This window comes from Gramella jeungdoensis (genome assembly GCF_023805255.1).
Taxonomy (GTDB): Bacteria; Bacteroidota; Bacteroidia; order Flavobacteriales; family Flavobacteriaceae; genus Christiangramia; species Christiangramia jeungdoensis.
Window position 1 is genome coordinate 174,418 of sequence record NZ_JAMSCK010000003.1, and the last position, 15,541, is coordinate 189,958.

Sequence of the window (15,541 nt, forward strand, 5' to 3'; positions counted from 1 at the left end):
TATGGAAGAAGTTAAACGTTGCGGCTGGTGTGTTGGCGATCCTTTATATGAGGCCTATCATGACTTTGAATGGGGAGTGCCCGTACTTGATGATGAAAAATTATTTGAATTCCTTACTCTGGAAACCTTTCAGGCGGGTTTAAGCTGGATCACCGTTCTAAGAAAACGAAATAACTTCAGGGAAGCTTTTGATAATTTCGACTACCGGAAGATCGCGCAGTACAAGGATGCAAAGATCACTGAACTCATGCAGAATTCAGGAATCATAAGAAACCAGATGAAGATAAGGGCGGCTGTCACCAATGCCAGGGAATTCATGAAAATTCAGGACGAATTTGGCAGTTTTTGCCAGTATATCTGGAAATTTGTTGACGGAGAACCTATTCAGAACGAGCTTGAACATTATAAGGAAGCTCCTGCCACTACAGAGATCAGCGACCAATTAAGTAAAGACCTTAAGAAAAGGGGCTTTAAATTCGTGGGATCAACAGTGGTCTATGCTCATATGCAGGCCACCGGAATGGTAAACGATCATCAAACAGATTGTTTCCGGTACGAAGAGGTAAAAAAACTGGGGAAAGATGTATCTATTTAAGATACTCTAGGAATTGACTACGAGGGATCTCCTCTGCTCCCAGGCTTTCAAGGTGATGGGTATACACCTGGCAATCTATGAGCTTTACTCCTTCTTTTTTTAGTTTTTCAACCAGTTTGATAAAGCCAAATTTAGACGCGTTGTTAACCTTCGCAAACATACTTTCTCCACAGAACATTTGTTTATCCCTAAGGTATATGCCATATAGTCCGCCCACTAATTCATCCTTATCCCAGACCTCCGTTGAAAAGGCAAGACCTTCGTTATGAAGATGAAGATAATTTTTCTTTATTTCTTCGGTGATCCATGTACCGTCCTGTCCTTTTCTATCTATCTGGCCGCAATTCTCTATAACCTTTTCAAATTCCCGGTTGAAAGTTACCCTGAATTTATCCTGATTCAGCAAAGGGCGCATGCTTTTGGCGATTTTGAGCTTTTCCGGAAAAAGAACCATCCTGGGATCTGGTGACCACCAGAGGACCGGCTGATCTTCATTGTACCATGGAAAAATTCCCTTGTAATAAGCTTCCCTTAGCCTTTCAGGACTAATATCCCTACCAACGGCAAGAAGCCCGTCATCGTCGGCTAAACTTACTGGTGGGAACTGATCTGCTGGACCTATAAAATACAATGAATGAAATTTGATATCTGAAAATAAAAAAGTCCGGCTAGATAAACGAACCGGACTTTATAAAAATTTATCCTTTTTAACTAGAAAGGAAGATCATCGTAATCTTCTTCATTAAGGTCATTTGCCGGCTCAAACTGGTCTGGAGGCGGCACATTAGAACCTCCTGATGGCTGCTGAGCAGCAAGATTTTCAATTCTCCAGCCCTGGATAGAATTAAAATATTTGGTTTCTCCCTGCGGACTCACCCATTCGCGACCTCTAAGGTTGATGCCGATCTTAACAGGTTGTCCCACCTGGAAGCTATCCAGTAAACTGGTCTTATCCTGAACAAATTCTATCATTAAAGTTTGTGGATACTGCTCCTCTGTTGTAATAACCATTTCCCTCTTCTGAAAACCGTTGTTTCCAAAGGTTTTCGTCTCTCCAATAAGCTTGATTTTTCCTTGTACTTCCATTTCGTTTATTTTGCTAATAATATTTTCCAGGCATTTTCAGGCTGGTGTTCTTCAAGGTAAGCCTGCGCCTTTTTATGAATTTTCTCCCGGTCACCATTTCTGACCAGTTGTGCATCTTCTTCGTTATTCTTTAAAAACTCTTCTATTTCACCATTTTCGGGAAGAGCTTCTACGTTCCCGAGTTTTCCAAGATCATTTCCGGTAAGGACCTTACTGTTTCTTATGTCTTCAGGGATTGAATCCACACCTATCCCAAGTGTGGAAAGAGGTTTTGGGACCTCAAACATACCTTCTCTTGCCCTGGTGTACCAGTTACCTCCCATTCGGGCTACCTGGTCTATCTTAAACTGGTCTATAAAACCATTTTCATCCAGGATCTCCTCTTTCACATGCATTTTCACAACATGGCATATCACAAGATTTCCCGCTCCACCTTCAGAACCGGTCTCAACAACCTCCTTGATCTTGCACTCGAATTGCACCGGTGATTCCGCTACCCTGAAAGGTTTCACAAGATCAGATTTCAGCATAGTTAAACCGGCCTTTTCGAATTCGTTCACTCCTTCGGCATATTCAGTACTGGAAAGAGACATTTGCTGAACGATATCAAAATTCACAATATTGATCACCACCTCATCAGTCTTCCTGGCATTCTCAAAAGTATGCTTGGTAGTATTATCCCTCCCTCTCCTGGCCGGCGAAAAGATAAGCACCGGTGGATTGGATCCAAAGACATTAAAGAAGCTAAAAGGTGAAAGATTAGGCCTTCCATTTTCATCAAGTGTACTTGCAAAAGCTATGGGCCTTGGCCCTATTGCCCCAAGCAGGTACTGATGCAATTTTCCAACACTAACATCCTTAGGTTCTATACTGAACATATGGTAATTTTTGCCAAAGATAAAGAAACGAGGAAGGAATGAAAAGCGATGCCTCACAATAAAAATAGATTTAAAACGCTTATATTTAATTCCGATTAAAAGCCGGAAAAATTCATGCATTTACCCGACGAGCGCAGCTTTAACCGCTGGTTTATCATAATTTCCTGTCTTGTAGTCATCGTTCTGGTGCTCTGGAATACAAGTATATTTTTCCAACGGCTTAAGGAAGATGAACGGGCCAAGATGAATATCTGGGCAAGGGCACAGGAAGAACTGGCAAATGCTCCCGAAGATGCCGATCTAACGCTGGTTCTTGAGATCCTGAACAATAATACCACGATTCCAATTATCCATACCGATGAACATGGCGAAATTGCCTATACCACTAATATTGATCCAACTATACTTGAAGATCCCAAAAGTACCCGGGAATACCTAGAAGATCTGAAGGATGAGAATGAGCCAATTGCCGTTGACCTGGGTGACGGACAAATTCAGTACTTGTATTACGGAAATTCCCCGGCACTTAACAAACTGAAATATTATCCTATTGGCCTTACTCTGATTGGCTTTTTATTCATAGGAGTGGTTTACTTCTTTTACACCACCACGAAAAATAGTGAACAGAACAAATTATGGGCTGGAATGGCAAAGGAAACGGCTCACCAAATAGGTACGCCCCTAAGTTCACTAATTGGCTGGACCGAAATTCTAAAGGCAGAACAGGTAAACCCCGCCTACGTAGAAGAAATGGAGAAGGATATCGAAAGGTTAAAGACCATTACGGAAAGGTTCTCCAAGATTGGATCTCTACCAAATTTACAGGAAACCGATATTGTAAGCGCTACCCGGGAAAGTTTTGAATACCTGAAGTCAAGAAGTTCCGAACTTATCGAATTCAGTATGAGAGCGCCAAGACAACCTATCTACGTGATGCTAAATGAACAGCTTTATAGCTGGACCATTGAAAACCTGGTAAAGAACGCCATAGACGCCATGCGCGGAAAGGGTTCATTGAACATTGAGATCAAACAGGATCTAAGGCAGGCACATATCTATATTACCGATACAGGCAAGGGAATTGACAAGAATAAATTCAGGCTGATATTTGAACCCGGGCAGACCACTAAAAAAAGAGGCTGGGGTCTCGGACTTTCCCTCGCAAAAAGGATCATTGAAGAATATCACAGAGGCAGGATAAAAGTAGCTCGAAGTGAGATCAATAAAGGCTCTACTTTTCAGATCAGCCTTAAAAAGGTCTAGAACTGGGAGATGTTCTCGCGGAGCCAGTCAGGCACAGGAAAGGTTTCATTCTTATTAAAATCGAAACATACCACCACGTCGGTCCCTTCGGCACAAATTTCATCATTTTCATTAAGGATGATATGTTTTAGTCCAAAACTCGTATTCCCAATGAAATCCAGTTTTGTTTTTATCACTGCCTTGCCAGGATAGAAAAGCGGCTTTCTGAAATCACATTTCGTGGAGACCAGCATGGTGCCCTGGTTAGAACCCCTATAATATTCATGAATGCCCGAAGCTTCCCAGAAATTCACCCTACCACTTTGAAGATAACGCATGTACGAAACATTGTTCACATGCTCATACATATCCAGATCACCCCAGTCAATTCTAATTTCCAGGCTTAATTTAAAATCAGATAATTTGCTCACAGGTCTACTTTTGAACCGATACTGGCTGCAAGTTCCTTAAATTCCTCATCGCTCATCTCTACATTATTTGAAAAGTCCATATCTCCCATTTCATTCAGTGGAATAAGATGAACATGAGTATGCGGAACTTCAAGTCCCACAACGGCCATTCCCACTCTTTTACAGGAAACCGTCTTTTCCAGGGCTATAGCAACACATCGCGTAAAACGCATAAGTTCCTGGTACATTTCGGCCTCAAGGTCCCAGATCTTATCTATCTCCTTTTTTGGAATACACAAAACATGTCCTTTCGCATTTGGCCTGATATCCAGGAACGCCAGAAACTTGCTGTTTTCAGCGACCTTATAGGCTGGTATCTCTCCTCTTACAATCTTTGTGAATAATGTTGACATAATTGGGATGGTTTTTAATAAAAATAAAAAATCCTTTTCTCAAATCCGAAAATCCAGATGAAAGAAAAGGATTAAATTTTGACTGAAATGAGGAGCTTTTAATCCCTCCAGATATCTATCACTTCAAATTTCACCGTACCGTTAGGAACTTCAATTTCTGCCGTATCACCAACCTGTTTTCCTAAAAGTCCTTTGCCAATAGGGGAGTCTACCGAAATTTTGCCCGATTTAAGATCGGCTTCGCTCTGTGCTACCAGTTTATATTCCATTTCGGCTCCATTGGTCTTGTTCTTTATCTTAACATGGGAATGCACCAGTACTTTAGACGTATCTAACTGGGACTCATCTATAACCCTTGCATTTGCCACAACTTCTTCAAGCTTGGAGATCTTCATTTCCAGTAAACCCTGTGCTTCCTTGGCCGCATCATATTCGGCATTCTCACTTAAATCTCCTTTATCTCGTGCCTCAGCTATGGCCTGAGAAGCTTTTGGTCTTTCTACATCTTTTAGATGATTGAGCTCATCTTTAAGCTTTTTCAACCCTTCTGGGGTATAATAAGATACTTTGCTCATAACTTTCTCGTTTTAATAATTCAGGAGTTCAGGGAGAATTTCCCTGTTCCTGATTAAATACCTTATAATGATTTTAGTAATAAATAAAATCCCCGGGTATGGGATTGCCCGGATCTATAAAGGTTTAGCCTTCCGGGATTAAACTATTGCATCATTAACTGAAAAAATCCCAGTTTTAGCGGGATTTCTCTAAACAAATGTAAGAAATTTAATCTTTAAGAACAATTATATTATTTTCGTTGCAACTCAATTTTTTATGAAAAATATCCTAAGTTTTTTGTTTGTATTTATCCTTATCACGGCATGCTCTAGCTCTGATGATAATTACCGCAATAATCCAAACTTACCCGACCTCAATTTCAGGTTCCAGATCAATCTAAACCTTCCAGAATACAACGATCTCCAATTCGCAGGAAACTCATATGCTACCTACAACTATGGAGTAAAAGGAATTGTTATCTATAACATCAATAACTCTCAGTATGCGGCCTTTGAACTTAGTGATCCCAACCATCCGCCAAACGAATGTTCAGCAATGACGGTTAACGGTGTTATCGCGAGTTGCGGTTGTGACGATAATAAATACAATGTGATCACTGGAGAACTCACCGAGGGAGAAGGACAATACACCATGAAACCCTACAGGATACAGAGATCTGGTAATATTATAGAAGTGTGGAATTAAAAAAGCCCCCTTTTCAAACCCTACATTTAGAAAAGGAGGCGGCTGTAACTACCACTGAAGCTATTTATAGCTTCAATGTAAGTCCCAGCAAAAAGTTAGTGGTCGCCTGCGGGTAATATCCAGCTCCATCAAGGGTTTGGACGCCGGAAGGCAGATCTTCATTAGGAATATTAAAAGTGTAATAATATCCGTTAGAGACGTATTCTTCACCTAATATGTTATTTACCAGTCCTGTAAGCACCACCTCTCTGAAAAGCCAGGCATCCTCCCAGCTATACTGAATATTAAGATCGTTCACAAAATAACTATCCAGCCTGGAATTTTCGGCCTCCACATTACTCATGTACTGATCTCCCACATATTTTGAAAATAAATTGAGTTCCAGCCCATTTGTCGGCATATAGCTTAAAATGTTACCGGCAACTATTCCCGGGGAGTAAGAAATATCAGTATCTCCATACTCTACCAGCTCTCCATTAAATGTGGAAACATAGTCAACATTCTTATTCCGGCTAATCGCGATATTTGGCCTGACAGTGAACTTATCTGACAGCCTGACGGTAGCATCAATCTCCAGTCCCAGCCTGTAACTGTTACCGCTATTTTCCCGTATAAAAGCCCCTACATCATCAATGCCTCCGGTTAGCACCAGCTGATTTTGATAATCCATAAAATAAAGGTTAGAATTGATCTGAACGGAAGGTTTATTGAATCTCCAACCGAGTTCAAAATCGTTTAATTCTTCCGGTTCCGGATCCCCGCTCTTGTAATCGGCACGGCTTGGTTCCCTGTGCGCCCTGGCATAGGAGAAATAGAACTGGTTAGACGGATTGAGTTCATAAGTTAGTCCGGCTTTCGGATTGAAAAAGCTAAAATCATCATCGTTAAGAAACTGACTTCCATCATCCAGGATCCCGTCGGTCTCATAATGCACCGTCCTCAGTTGCAGATCAGCATAACCGGCAAGTTTATCGGTAATGGCAAAATTTGCCTTTCCATAAACATTGAAATCAGTTTTATCTGAGGTTCCAAAATAGTAAGGCTCATAAGGGTCATTGTTCCTGGCAAACCTTGTATAGATCACCTCTCCAAAATGATCGCCTTCATATTTATTCCAGCCACCGCCGAAGGTTACATCCCAGTTGCTGTTCTGGTAATTCATACTGAAAACCGTTCCGTAAAAATCATTATCCAGCCATTTTCGGCTTACGAGATCTGAAGTCGTTACCTCTTCTCCATCTGAGACAAAAGGCTGCAGACCAAAACCTGTTAAACCGGCATCTTCATTGAATTCCTCATAATAACCGCGCCCATAGGTATAGTGGAAAGCGATATTTGAAGTCCAGCTAGTGCCATAATCCTGATTCCATAATAGCTGATAATTATCCTGAGTATAATTATCGGTTTGATTATCATAGAATTTCATAGTGCCGCTTTCATCAAAATAGATCCCAGCAGGATTGAAGGTTCGGTCACTTTCCAGGGTCTCGGCATCTATTCCGTACCAGGCCTGGTAGGTCTTCTCCTTTCCTCCAAAACCAAGAGCCTTCACCAGGGTATTCTCATCTACATATGTAGCCTGAAGGAAATAAGCCTTCAAATCGCTGCTGGCCCTGTCTATATAACCATCACTTCGAATTTTAGAAGCCCTTCCCGCTATTTCCCAGTGATCATTGATTAGACCGGTACTGAATTTAGCCGTATGCTTGAAGGTGTTATAGGAACCTACGCTATTCGAAAACTCTGCCTGGGCTTCTTCCTTATAAGAATCAGTAAGGATATTAAGGCTGGCACCAAAGGCTCCTGCCCCATTAGTGGAGGTCCCAACCCCTCTTTGCAACTGAAGATTCTCTACCGAAGAGGCAAAATCGGGAAGATCTACCCAGAAAGTCCCCTGACTTTCCGCATCATTATAGGGCACCCCGTTAATGGTTACATTTACCCTGGTCGCATCGCTACCACGCACCCTTATCCCTGTATAACCGACTCCCGCACCGGCATCGGAGGTGCTCACTACATTGGGCATATAGCTCATCAAAACAGGGATATCCTGACCAAGGTTACGATCCTCTATCTCTTCATTGGTTAGGTTACTGTAGGTGATTGGTGATTGCGCATTTACGCGAACTGAAGAAAGGAAGACCTCATCAAGGCTTTCCCATGCTTCTGCAAGATCAACATCAAGAACCTTATCAGCATCAAGAACTATTCGTTTACTCGTTTTATTCCCGAAGGAAAAAACAATAGTATAGGTTCCCTTTTCCAGATAAAAACTGTAGTTTCCCTGCGTATCGGTTATTGTACCCTCTCCGGTTTTCTTCACATAGACCGAAGCTTCTTCAACGGGTGATCCATTTTCTGTGACTTTCCCGGATAATTGAAATTGTTGTGCCTGGGCCTGTATGGTAAGCACTAAAAGGCCCAAAAGAAATAATACATTTTTCATTCGTAATAAATTTTACGAATAAAAAGGGGCGATTATTCTTGGTTTACGTTAATAAATAAAAAATCCTGACATGCCAATCCAGCAAATATCAGGAGTACCTACATTGCGCTTTTGCGCAATTCCCTTGGCAGCATTACCTGCCCAGGTTCATTGGGTATGATCTCAGCCCATTTGGGCACCCCTTTTTGAGATTATAGCGCAAATGTAAGATGCTTTTTTATAAATCCAATACATTTGAAGACATTTGCCAGAATTGGCTTAATTTTAGATAAAATTAGAATAATGTTAAATTCCAGACGCTCCATCACCGTAAAAGTAGTCGCCGGATATGTGATCGTAGCCATTTTGGCGGGAATCGCTGTTTGGTATATCTACAACCAGGTAATAGCATATTCTGAAATTGCACAATCTAACACCGAAAATAACCAGCAGCTTATCCTTGTAAGCGAAGTTACCACCGACCTTAACGAATCTGAAAATACCAGCCGGAGGCTTATCCAGACAGGAGATGAAGAAGAATTTGAACTTTATAACGCGCAGATAGATACTATAAAAAACAAACTGGAAAAACTGGAGGCCAGTTATGATAATATTGACCTGGAATATGAAGCCGACAGTATTTCTAAACTACTGGATCAAAAGACCGAAAACCTCAAGGAGTTGGTAGCGCTAAGAGATAGTGACAGGAACACAAATTATTACGCTAAGGCACTTGCTGAACTTAGAAATATTGATGCTTCCTTTAAGGATTACAACTACGAAAACAGGTTCAGGAATCTTAAGCCCTATCAGAAGGATGTACTTATAAAATGGCTGGAATATTCCAGAGAAGATAATGCCGAAAAAATCACTACCGAAAGGCTTGATTCACTGGTAAAGTCTGTAAAGCGTGTTCTTACAGACCTGGAATTTGCCAACAGGCAGTTTCAGAATGAGGTAATACAAAAGGAAAACGAGCTGCTTAACAATGATATGGTGCTGAACCAACAGTTAAGAAATGTATTATCCAGCCTTGAAAAGAAGGAAAGAGAAGATTCGGTAGAGCGTGCAGAAATGTTTCAGAGCATGCTGGACAAAACCTCAAACATCATTATAATTGGAGGCTGTATCATTGGGATCATCATCATCTTTTTCATTATTAACATTCTTGGTGACATTACGCGCAGCCAGCGGTACAGAATTGAACTGGAAGATGCCAAGGAATTTGCTGAGTCGTTACTGGCTCGGCGTGAACAATTCATGGCAGCGATCACCCACGACCTGCGCAGCCCTCTTACCACCGTAATGGGCTATACCGATCTCATCAACAAGACCGAGCTAAACGAAAAACAGAAACATTACCTTACTCAAATAAGAAAATCTTCAGAATTCATCCTGCACCTGGTAAACGACCTGTTGGACCTTTCAAAACTTGAAGCAGGAAAAATGCTGGTAGAAAAGATCTCTTTCAACCCTAAAAAACTTATTGAGGATACAGTTAACAACATTATTCCGGCTGAAAAGAATAAGGATGTAGAGATAGAAATAAACACTTCTCCGGATACTAACGCCCAGATACAAAGCGATCCTTTCAGGATCAAACAGATCCTGGCCAACCTCATTTCCAATGCATGGAAATTCACTGAAAAAGGAAGCATAATAATCTCAGCAAAACTGAATGAAGTTCAACAAGATGATCATATACTGGAAATAAGCGTTAAGGATTCAGGCATCGGAATTTCAAAAGAAATGCAGGATAATATTTTTGAAGAGTTCTCTCAGGAAGATAGCAGTATTGAAAAACGTTTTGGCGGTTCTGGTCTGGGTCTTGCAATAACTAAGAGACTAACAGAACTTTTAAAAGGTAAGATAAAAGTGGAAAGTGAACCGGGTGAAGGAAGTGAATTCATCATTTCCATTCCCGTGAAAAAGCTCTCTGAAGCAAGAGAAGAGCTTGAAAAAGAGGATAACACTGAAGAAGAGATCATCATGCCTGATAAGATAGAACAAGCAGGGATGAAAGCCCTGATAGTAGATGATGAACCGGGACAATTATCCCTTACAGTGGAATTGGCCAAATCTATGGGATTGACCATAGACACTGCTTCTAACGGTAAAATAGCCCTGGAAAAACTTACCGGAGGTGATTATGATATAGTGCTTACTGACATACAAATGCCTTCTATGGATGGCTTTCAACTCATCAAAAATATTCGTAAAAGCGGAGACTTTGGGCATCTCCCTGTTATTGCCCTCTCAGGGCGTACCGATGTTGACAGAAAAGCTTATAAAGAGGCAGGCTTCGATAACAACCTTTTAAAGCCCTACAAACCAGCAGAATTAAAGAAAAATATTGCGGAATTTCTCCACATTAAGTACACAAGTGAGGCTGAAGAGGACAGTTTGCAGAATGGAAAACTGAGGTCTCAAAATTATGATCTTAGCGATATTTATGAATTTTCGGGACGTGATGAAGAAGCTATGCACACTATTATCCAGGCATTTTTAGAGGGGGCCGGTAGTAGCCTGAAAGAACTTGAATCAGCTTACCGCGAAAATGACACCGATAAAATGGGAAAACTCGCCCACAGGATGCTGCCCATGCTCAGACAGATGAAAGCAAACGAAGTGGTTCTGGTACTTGTTAAAATAGAAGACAGAGAGCCAGTGAGCCAGTCTGAATTTGATCATTTCAATAAAAATATCAGGGAACTGATGGCAAGCCTGGAAGAAGGAACTACAGTTTAATACCGTATTGTTTCAGTTTATTGTAAAGCGTTTTCCGGTCTATTGAAAGCATTCGGGCTGCCTTACTCTTATTACCCCCGGTCTTTTCCAGAGCGTCCAGTATTAACTGCTCCTCATTCTTATTTTTGAACAATCCGTAATCATTTTCGTTGTTATTACGGGTTGCAGTAGCGATCTCATGGGGAAGCACTTTTAGAGGAATCAGGTCATCTTTGGTAAGAAGAACAGCACGTTTTACCATATTCTTCAACTCCCTGAGGTTTCCAGGCCAGTTATAATTACGAAAGGCATGAATGGCCTCATCGGTAAAGCCAACCACATTCTTTTCAAGATCGGCATTGGCCTCATTAAGAAACTGGTTCGCGAACAACATAAGGTCTTCTTTTCTTTCTCTAAGAGCCGGCACTTTTATGGAAAACTCATTCAACCTGTGATAAAGGTCTTCTCTGAATTCTCCATCTTTAACAGCCTTTGAAAGATCCTCGTTAGTGGCCGTAACCACCCTGATATCAACCTCCACTTCGGTATTGCTTCCCACAGGTTTTATCCTGCGTTCCTGCAATGCCCTTAGCAACTGCACCTGAAGTTCATAAGTAAGGTTCCCAATTTCATCAAGAAACAAGGTACCTCCATTGGCCGCTTCAAAATGGCCTGTCTTATCGTTTATGGCCCCGGTAAAAGAACCTTTTATGTGACCAAAAAATTCACTGGAAGCTATTTCTTTTGGGATGGCTCCACAGTCTACGGCAATGAATGGAGCAGCATGCCTCTTGCTTTGAAGATGAATACTCTTGGCGATCTGTTCTTTTCCGGTCCCGCTTTCTCCGGTTATTAGAACCGACATATTCGTTGGAGCCACGAGTTCAACATAGTCGTTAAGCCTTCTGGATGCTTCACTTACTCCTTTCACAAGTTCCTGATTTTCATTCAGGATACCTTTCTCCTTTTTCGCCGGCTTTGCTTTTTTAGGTTGTACTGGGGCAACTTCATTGGTCTCCAGCGCATTTTCTATGGTCTGCAGAATGGATTCCGGCCTGAAGGGTTTCGAAACATAATCAAAAGCGCCTTCTTTCATGGCCTCTACTGCCATACTTATCTCAGCATAGCTTGTCATCACGATCACCTGGGTAGCGGGATTTTCCGATTTAACCTTTTTCAGAATATCAAGCCCATCATTATCGGGTAAACGAACATCGGTAAGTACCAGATCAAATTTATCTGATGATATTTTTTTGAAGGCTTCAGAAGCTGAATACACCAATGTTACTTTATAATCCCTTTTCTCGAGAAAGGTTTTCAACATGGTACCAAACGCCACATCATCTTCAACTACCAGAACTTTAGACATAGATCAATTTTAAAAAAGCTTAACAAAGGTAATAATCTTTAAATCATTAGTTTTTAAAAGAAAACATAAAAAAAGAGAGGTTAAAAATAACCTCTCTTTCTGACAAATTTAAATTTATAAAAAATGTCTCGTACTTAGATCCCATTTTGCAGATTTCCGAAATTTCCGATTAAAAAAACAAGCAAAAAAGTGACGTTTTTAGTGTTAGTTTTTGGTCGTTAGTAATCAGGATGCATCCTGAATAGTGTCACTTTTTTGCAAGTTTACCGGGGTAGATTTACCTTTTTTAACCTCTTCATTGATCTGCTGCCCTGGAGTTGGTTTCTCCGTTGCCAGGCATCTACTTGTCGCTGTCTTCGTTATCGTCTTTTTCCAGCCATTTACCGTCCTGGTCTATATAGACCTTTTCGGTTTCGCCATTTACATCAATCTTTAATTTGTATACTTTTATGTCATCCTTAGACTTCACCCATGCCTCGGTTGCTACAGCACCATTATAATCTGTCATAAGAGCATCCTTTACGGCCTGTGGCAAAGCTGTCACATCTACAGAAGCAAATTCGTCCTGTTCCACTTCAACCTCAACTTCAGTTTCAATCTCTTCAATTTCCTCTTCCTCCTGAGCCTGTAAATTTTGTGTTGCAAAGAACATAGCTCCAATGGTCATGATACTTAGTGCGATCTTTTTCATAATTATTTATTATTTAAGTTTAGTGATCTTGTTTACTATTTATAGAGGAATAATTATGCCGTTCTTATCCATTTATCACAAAACACCTAATAATCAACAGTTTAAAAGAATTTAAGTTTGCTTTTTCACAAAATTTTATGTAGAACTTTGAAAGATTTTCAACAAAATATGTGGAATTTTAGCATCAACCATATCGGACCACAAAAAGGTTTTACTATTAATTTTTTAAATAAAAATAGAAAAGGCTCCGAGTGGAGCCTTTTCAATCCGAAAATCTAAATTATAAAACAGAATAAATAAGCTAGTCTGCAATTTATTCCATTCCCAATACTAACCTATCTTAATCATTGTAAAAATTATACCACTAAGAAAAAACAGCCTTTAAAACCCCTTAATGTTTGTCTTACAGACACTTAAACAAAAACAAGGTATTTTAGTGGTGTGGAATTTTGATGAAAAAGTTGTGGAGTCTTCACAAAAAGTGGGGAAATAATCCCCGTTTTTATTTTAACGGATCCTTCCGGTTTGCCTTGATCTCAGATTTTCTCTTCTTTTCTTTCAGGCGTTTGAGCTTTGAAGCCTTAGTGGGTTTTGTCTTCTTTCTTTTCTTAGGCTTTTTTAGAGCTTCCTTAATTTCGCTCAGAAAGTTGGCAGTAGCGATCTCCCTGTTTGCATGCTGACTCCTGGAATCTTCACTACTTATCTTCAGGATCCCATCTTTATTGATCCTTCCTGAAAGTTTCTTATGCAGCCTGTTCTTTTCATCTTCGGTAAGAGCCTCTGAATTTGAAACATCAAAACTCAGTTCCACTTTGGTAGCCGTCTTATTCGCGTGCTGGCCACCGGGCCCGGAACTGCGTACTGCCTTATACTCCAGTTCTCTTAGAATGATATCTTCTTCCATACTAGCCTGGCTGATGGGATTCCTTCAGCAAATCACTAACAGTCTTTACAGGATTAAAGGTCTCAACAGGGACTTCAACAAAAATAGTATTCCATTTAGCCATACCTCCATTCCAGAGACCAGGTCTTTCAAGCGCTTTCAAAGGCTTACCGTCTTTGGTCTTATCGGCAATAAAACTCATCTCCTCATCAACATATTCATGAAGATCATAGCTTTCCCCTTTATGATCTTTCAGGCTACAAACAATGTCTACCGGATTAAAATGCGTGGCTTCCCTGGCGGTTTTTGCCTGCTCAGGATTCTCATTATCTATCTGGGCTCCCTCGATAATCTGAAGTGAGATCGCACCATTCTTATCCTTAACCAGGAAAGGCCCTCCACCAGGCTCTCCTTCGTTCTTCACCATTCCGCAAACCCTTAGCGGACGATGAAGTATATTTTTCAGGTAGTCTGCAGTTACATCACCGGAGCTCCCTTTGATAAACAACTCGCTATTCAGGAAATTATGAATCTCTTTAAGCTTGTCATCAGAAACATTTCCGCTTTCCAGTATTTTAAGATATTCGAAAATTTTCTTCTGTACTCTAAACAGCTTACCACCAAGCATCTTTTTAAAATCGGCCACATATTGAAGCTGATCTTCGGTCACCACATTATCTATATTCTTTACATAAACGATCTCCTCTTCAAGCTGATTGAGATTCTCGATCAGAGCTCCGTGACCTCCGGGCCTGAAGAAAAGGTCTTCTTCTTCAGTCCTGAAGGGTTTAAAATCATTGTCTACCGCAATGGTATCGGTTTTGGGATCCTGATAGGAATATTTGATCTCAAACTTAACACCGGTCTTCTCTTCAACTCTTTCCCTTATCTCTTTCCATTCGCCCTGGAATTTCTCCTTATCTCCCTTAGAAACTGTAAAATGAAGTTTTGCAACTCCGTTTACAACTATATATTTTGCAGCCTCCACCAGGTGCTCCTCAAAAGCTGTTGCTATATGTGAATCGTATTTATGGAATGGCACCAGCCCCTTCGGCAGATTGCTGAGATACAAACCATCAGACTCAAGAATGGTTTTTACCAGGATCTTATGTTGTTCATCATGGGATAATGATTCATAATCTGAATGATTCTTATTGGCCCTTTCAGTGGCATGCTCATAAAACGGAAGACTTTCAATATGATTAAAAAATTTCTGAAGGTCTTCTTCTTCCTTTTCATCCAGGTATTCTCGCAAGCTTTGTTTTTCCGGATCGAATTCGTCTGCAAAATTATGAAGCGCCTTAAACATCCTGGTTGCTGCGCCTGAAGCCGGAACGAACTTCAGAATACTGTGATCAGACTTTTCAGAATCATAAAAACTGATAAGCTCTTTTTTCTCAGGCTCATCAATCCGGCTTATTCCTTTTCCTATGGTTGCCGCCTCGGTAATATTCACTTTGATATTACCTCTTTTAAAAATTTCTATTTGCTCCTCAACTTCCTTAGTAGAAAGTCCTTTTTCTTCAATTTGTAATATATCCTTTTCACTAAAATTCACGGTT

Annotated in this window: 15 protein-coding genes; 4 read left to right on the forward strand and 11 right to left on the reverse strand. The window is 40.6% G+C overall.

Annotated features, from left to right (window positions below; genetic code table 11):
* The first annotated feature begins 1 nt into the window (after position 1).
* Positions 2 to 595, forward strand: coding sequence for a DNA-3-methyladenine glycosylase I (locus NE848_RS08410; RefSeq protein ID WP_252112424.1), 594 nt, complete (start codon positions 2 to 4; stop codon positions 593 to 595).
* On the opposite strand, the gene aat is transcribed toward NE848_RS08410, so the two are convergent.
* From aat to NE848_RS08425, 3 genes are all read right to left on the reverse strand, one after another.
* Positions 588 to 1,226 carry a leucyl/phenylalanyl-tRNA--protein transferase gene (aat, locus tag NE848_RS08415; protein WP_252112426.1) on the reverse strand — a complete coding sequence of 213 codons (639 nt, stop codon included), beginning with the start codon at positions 1,224 to 1,226 and terminating at the stop codon, positions 588 to 590. The two genes, NE848_RS08410 and aat, sit on opposite strands and share 8 nt — an antisense overlap.
* An 80-nt stretch (positions 1,227 to 1,306) precedes the next feature.
* Positions 1,307 to 1,681 carry a DUF3127 domain-containing protein gene (locus NE848_RS08420; RefSeq protein WP_252112428.1) on the reverse strand — a complete coding sequence of 125 codons (375 nt, stop codon included), beginning with the start codon at positions 1,679 to 1,681 and terminating at the stop codon, positions 1,307 to 1,309.
* Between the two features lie 5 nt (positions 1,682 to 1,686).
* A complete protein-coding gene (locus NE848_RS08425) occupies positions 1,687 to 2,559 on the reverse strand; it encodes a flavin reductase family protein (RefSeq protein WP_252112430.1) in 873 nt (290 codons plus the stop codon).
* A 114-nt stretch (positions 2,560 to 2,673) separates the two neighbouring features.
* Here NE848_RS08425 and NE848_RS08430 point away from each other — a divergent pair, with 114 nt between their 5' ends.
* Entirely contained in the window at positions 2,674 to 3,822 is a 1,149-nt protein-coding gene (locus NE848_RS08430; protein ID WP_252112432.1) for a sensor histidine kinase, read from the forward strand.
* On the opposite strand, the gene NE848_RS08435 is transcribed toward NE848_RS08430, so the two are convergent.
* From NE848_RS08435 to greA, 3 genes are all read right to left on the reverse strand, one after another.
* A complete protein-coding gene (locus NE848_RS08435) occupies positions 3,819 to 4,232 on the reverse strand; it encodes an acyl-CoA thioesterase (RefSeq protein ID WP_252112434.1) in 414 nt (137 codons plus the stop codon). The two genes, NE848_RS08430 and NE848_RS08435, sit on opposite strands and share 4 nt — an antisense overlap.
* Positions 4,229 to 4,624, reverse strand: coding sequence for an HIT family protein (locus tag NE848_RS08440; protein WP_252112436.1), 396 nt, complete (start codon positions 4,622 to 4,624; stop codon positions 4,229 to 4,231). Before NE848_RS08440 ends, NE848_RS08435 begins: the two co-directional genes overlap by 4 nt.
* 98 nt (positions 4,625 to 4,722) lie before the next feature.
* Positions 4,723 to 5,199, reverse strand: coding sequence for a transcription elongation factor GreA (gene greA, locus NE848_RS08445; protein ID WP_252112438.1), 477 nt, complete (start codon positions 5,197 to 5,199; stop codon positions 4,723 to 4,725).
* Positions 5,200 to 5,455: 256 nt separating this feature from the next.
* Here greA and NE848_RS08450 point away from each other — a divergent pair, with 256 nt between their 5' ends.
* A complete protein-coding gene (locus NE848_RS08450) occupies positions 5,456 to 5,884 on the forward strand; it encodes a Rieske (2Fe-2S) protein (RefSeq protein ID WP_252112440.1) in 429 nt (142 codons plus the stop codon).
* A gap of 64 nt (positions 5,885 to 5,948) precedes the next feature.
* Here NE848_RS08450 and NE848_RS08455 read toward each other — a convergent pair whose 3' ends face one another.
* Positions 5,949 to 8,330 (reverse strand): TonB-dependent receptor, encoded by a 2,382-nt coding sequence (locus NE848_RS08455; RefSeq protein ID WP_252112442.1) that lies wholly within the window; start codon positions 8,328 to 8,330, stop codon positions 5,949 to 5,951.
* Between the two features lie 282 nt (positions 8,331 to 8,612).
* Here NE848_RS08455 and NE848_RS08460 point away from each other — a divergent pair, with 282 nt between their 5' ends.
* A complete protein-coding gene (locus NE848_RS08460) occupies positions 8,613 to 11,057 on the forward strand; it encodes a hybrid sensor histidine kinase/response regulator (RefSeq protein WP_252112444.1) in 2,445 nt (814 codons plus the stop codon).
* Here the strand turns inward: NE848_RS08460 and NE848_RS08465 are convergent.
* The 4 genes from NE848_RS08465 to NE848_RS08480 all read right to left on the reverse strand — a co-directional run bounded on the left by NE848_RS08465 (position 11,047) and on the right by NE848_RS08480 (position 15,537).
* On the reverse strand, positions 11,047 to 12,405 hold the full coding sequence (locus tag NE848_RS08465) for a sigma-54-dependent transcriptional regulator (RefSeq protein ID WP_252112446.1): 1,359 nt from the start codon (positions 12,403 to 12,405) through the stop codon (positions 11,047 to 11,049). The genes NE848_RS08460 and NE848_RS08465 overlap by 11 nt on opposite strands.
* A 340-nt stretch (positions 12,406 to 12,745) precedes the next feature.
* Positions 12,746 to 13,096 carry a hypothetical protein gene (locus NE848_RS08470; protein WP_252112448.1) on the reverse strand — a complete coding sequence of 117 codons (351 nt, stop codon included), beginning with the start codon at positions 13,094 to 13,096 and terminating at the stop codon, positions 12,746 to 12,748.
* Positions 13,097 to 13,598: 502 nt separating this feature from the next.
* Positions 13,599 to 14,000 (reverse strand): alternative ribosome rescue aminoacyl-tRNA hydrolase ArfB, encoded by a 402-nt coding sequence (gene arfB / locus NE848_RS08475; RefSeq protein WP_252112450.1) that lies wholly within the window; start codon positions 13,998 to 14,000, stop codon positions 13,599 to 13,601.
* 1 nt (position 14,001) lies between these two features.
* Positions 14,002 to 15,537 (reverse strand): DUF4301 family protein, encoded by a 1,536-nt coding sequence (locus NE848_RS08480; protein ID WP_252112452.1) that lies wholly within the window; start codon positions 15,535 to 15,537, stop codon positions 14,002 to 14,004.
* Positions 15,538 to 15,541: the final 4 nt, after the last annotated feature.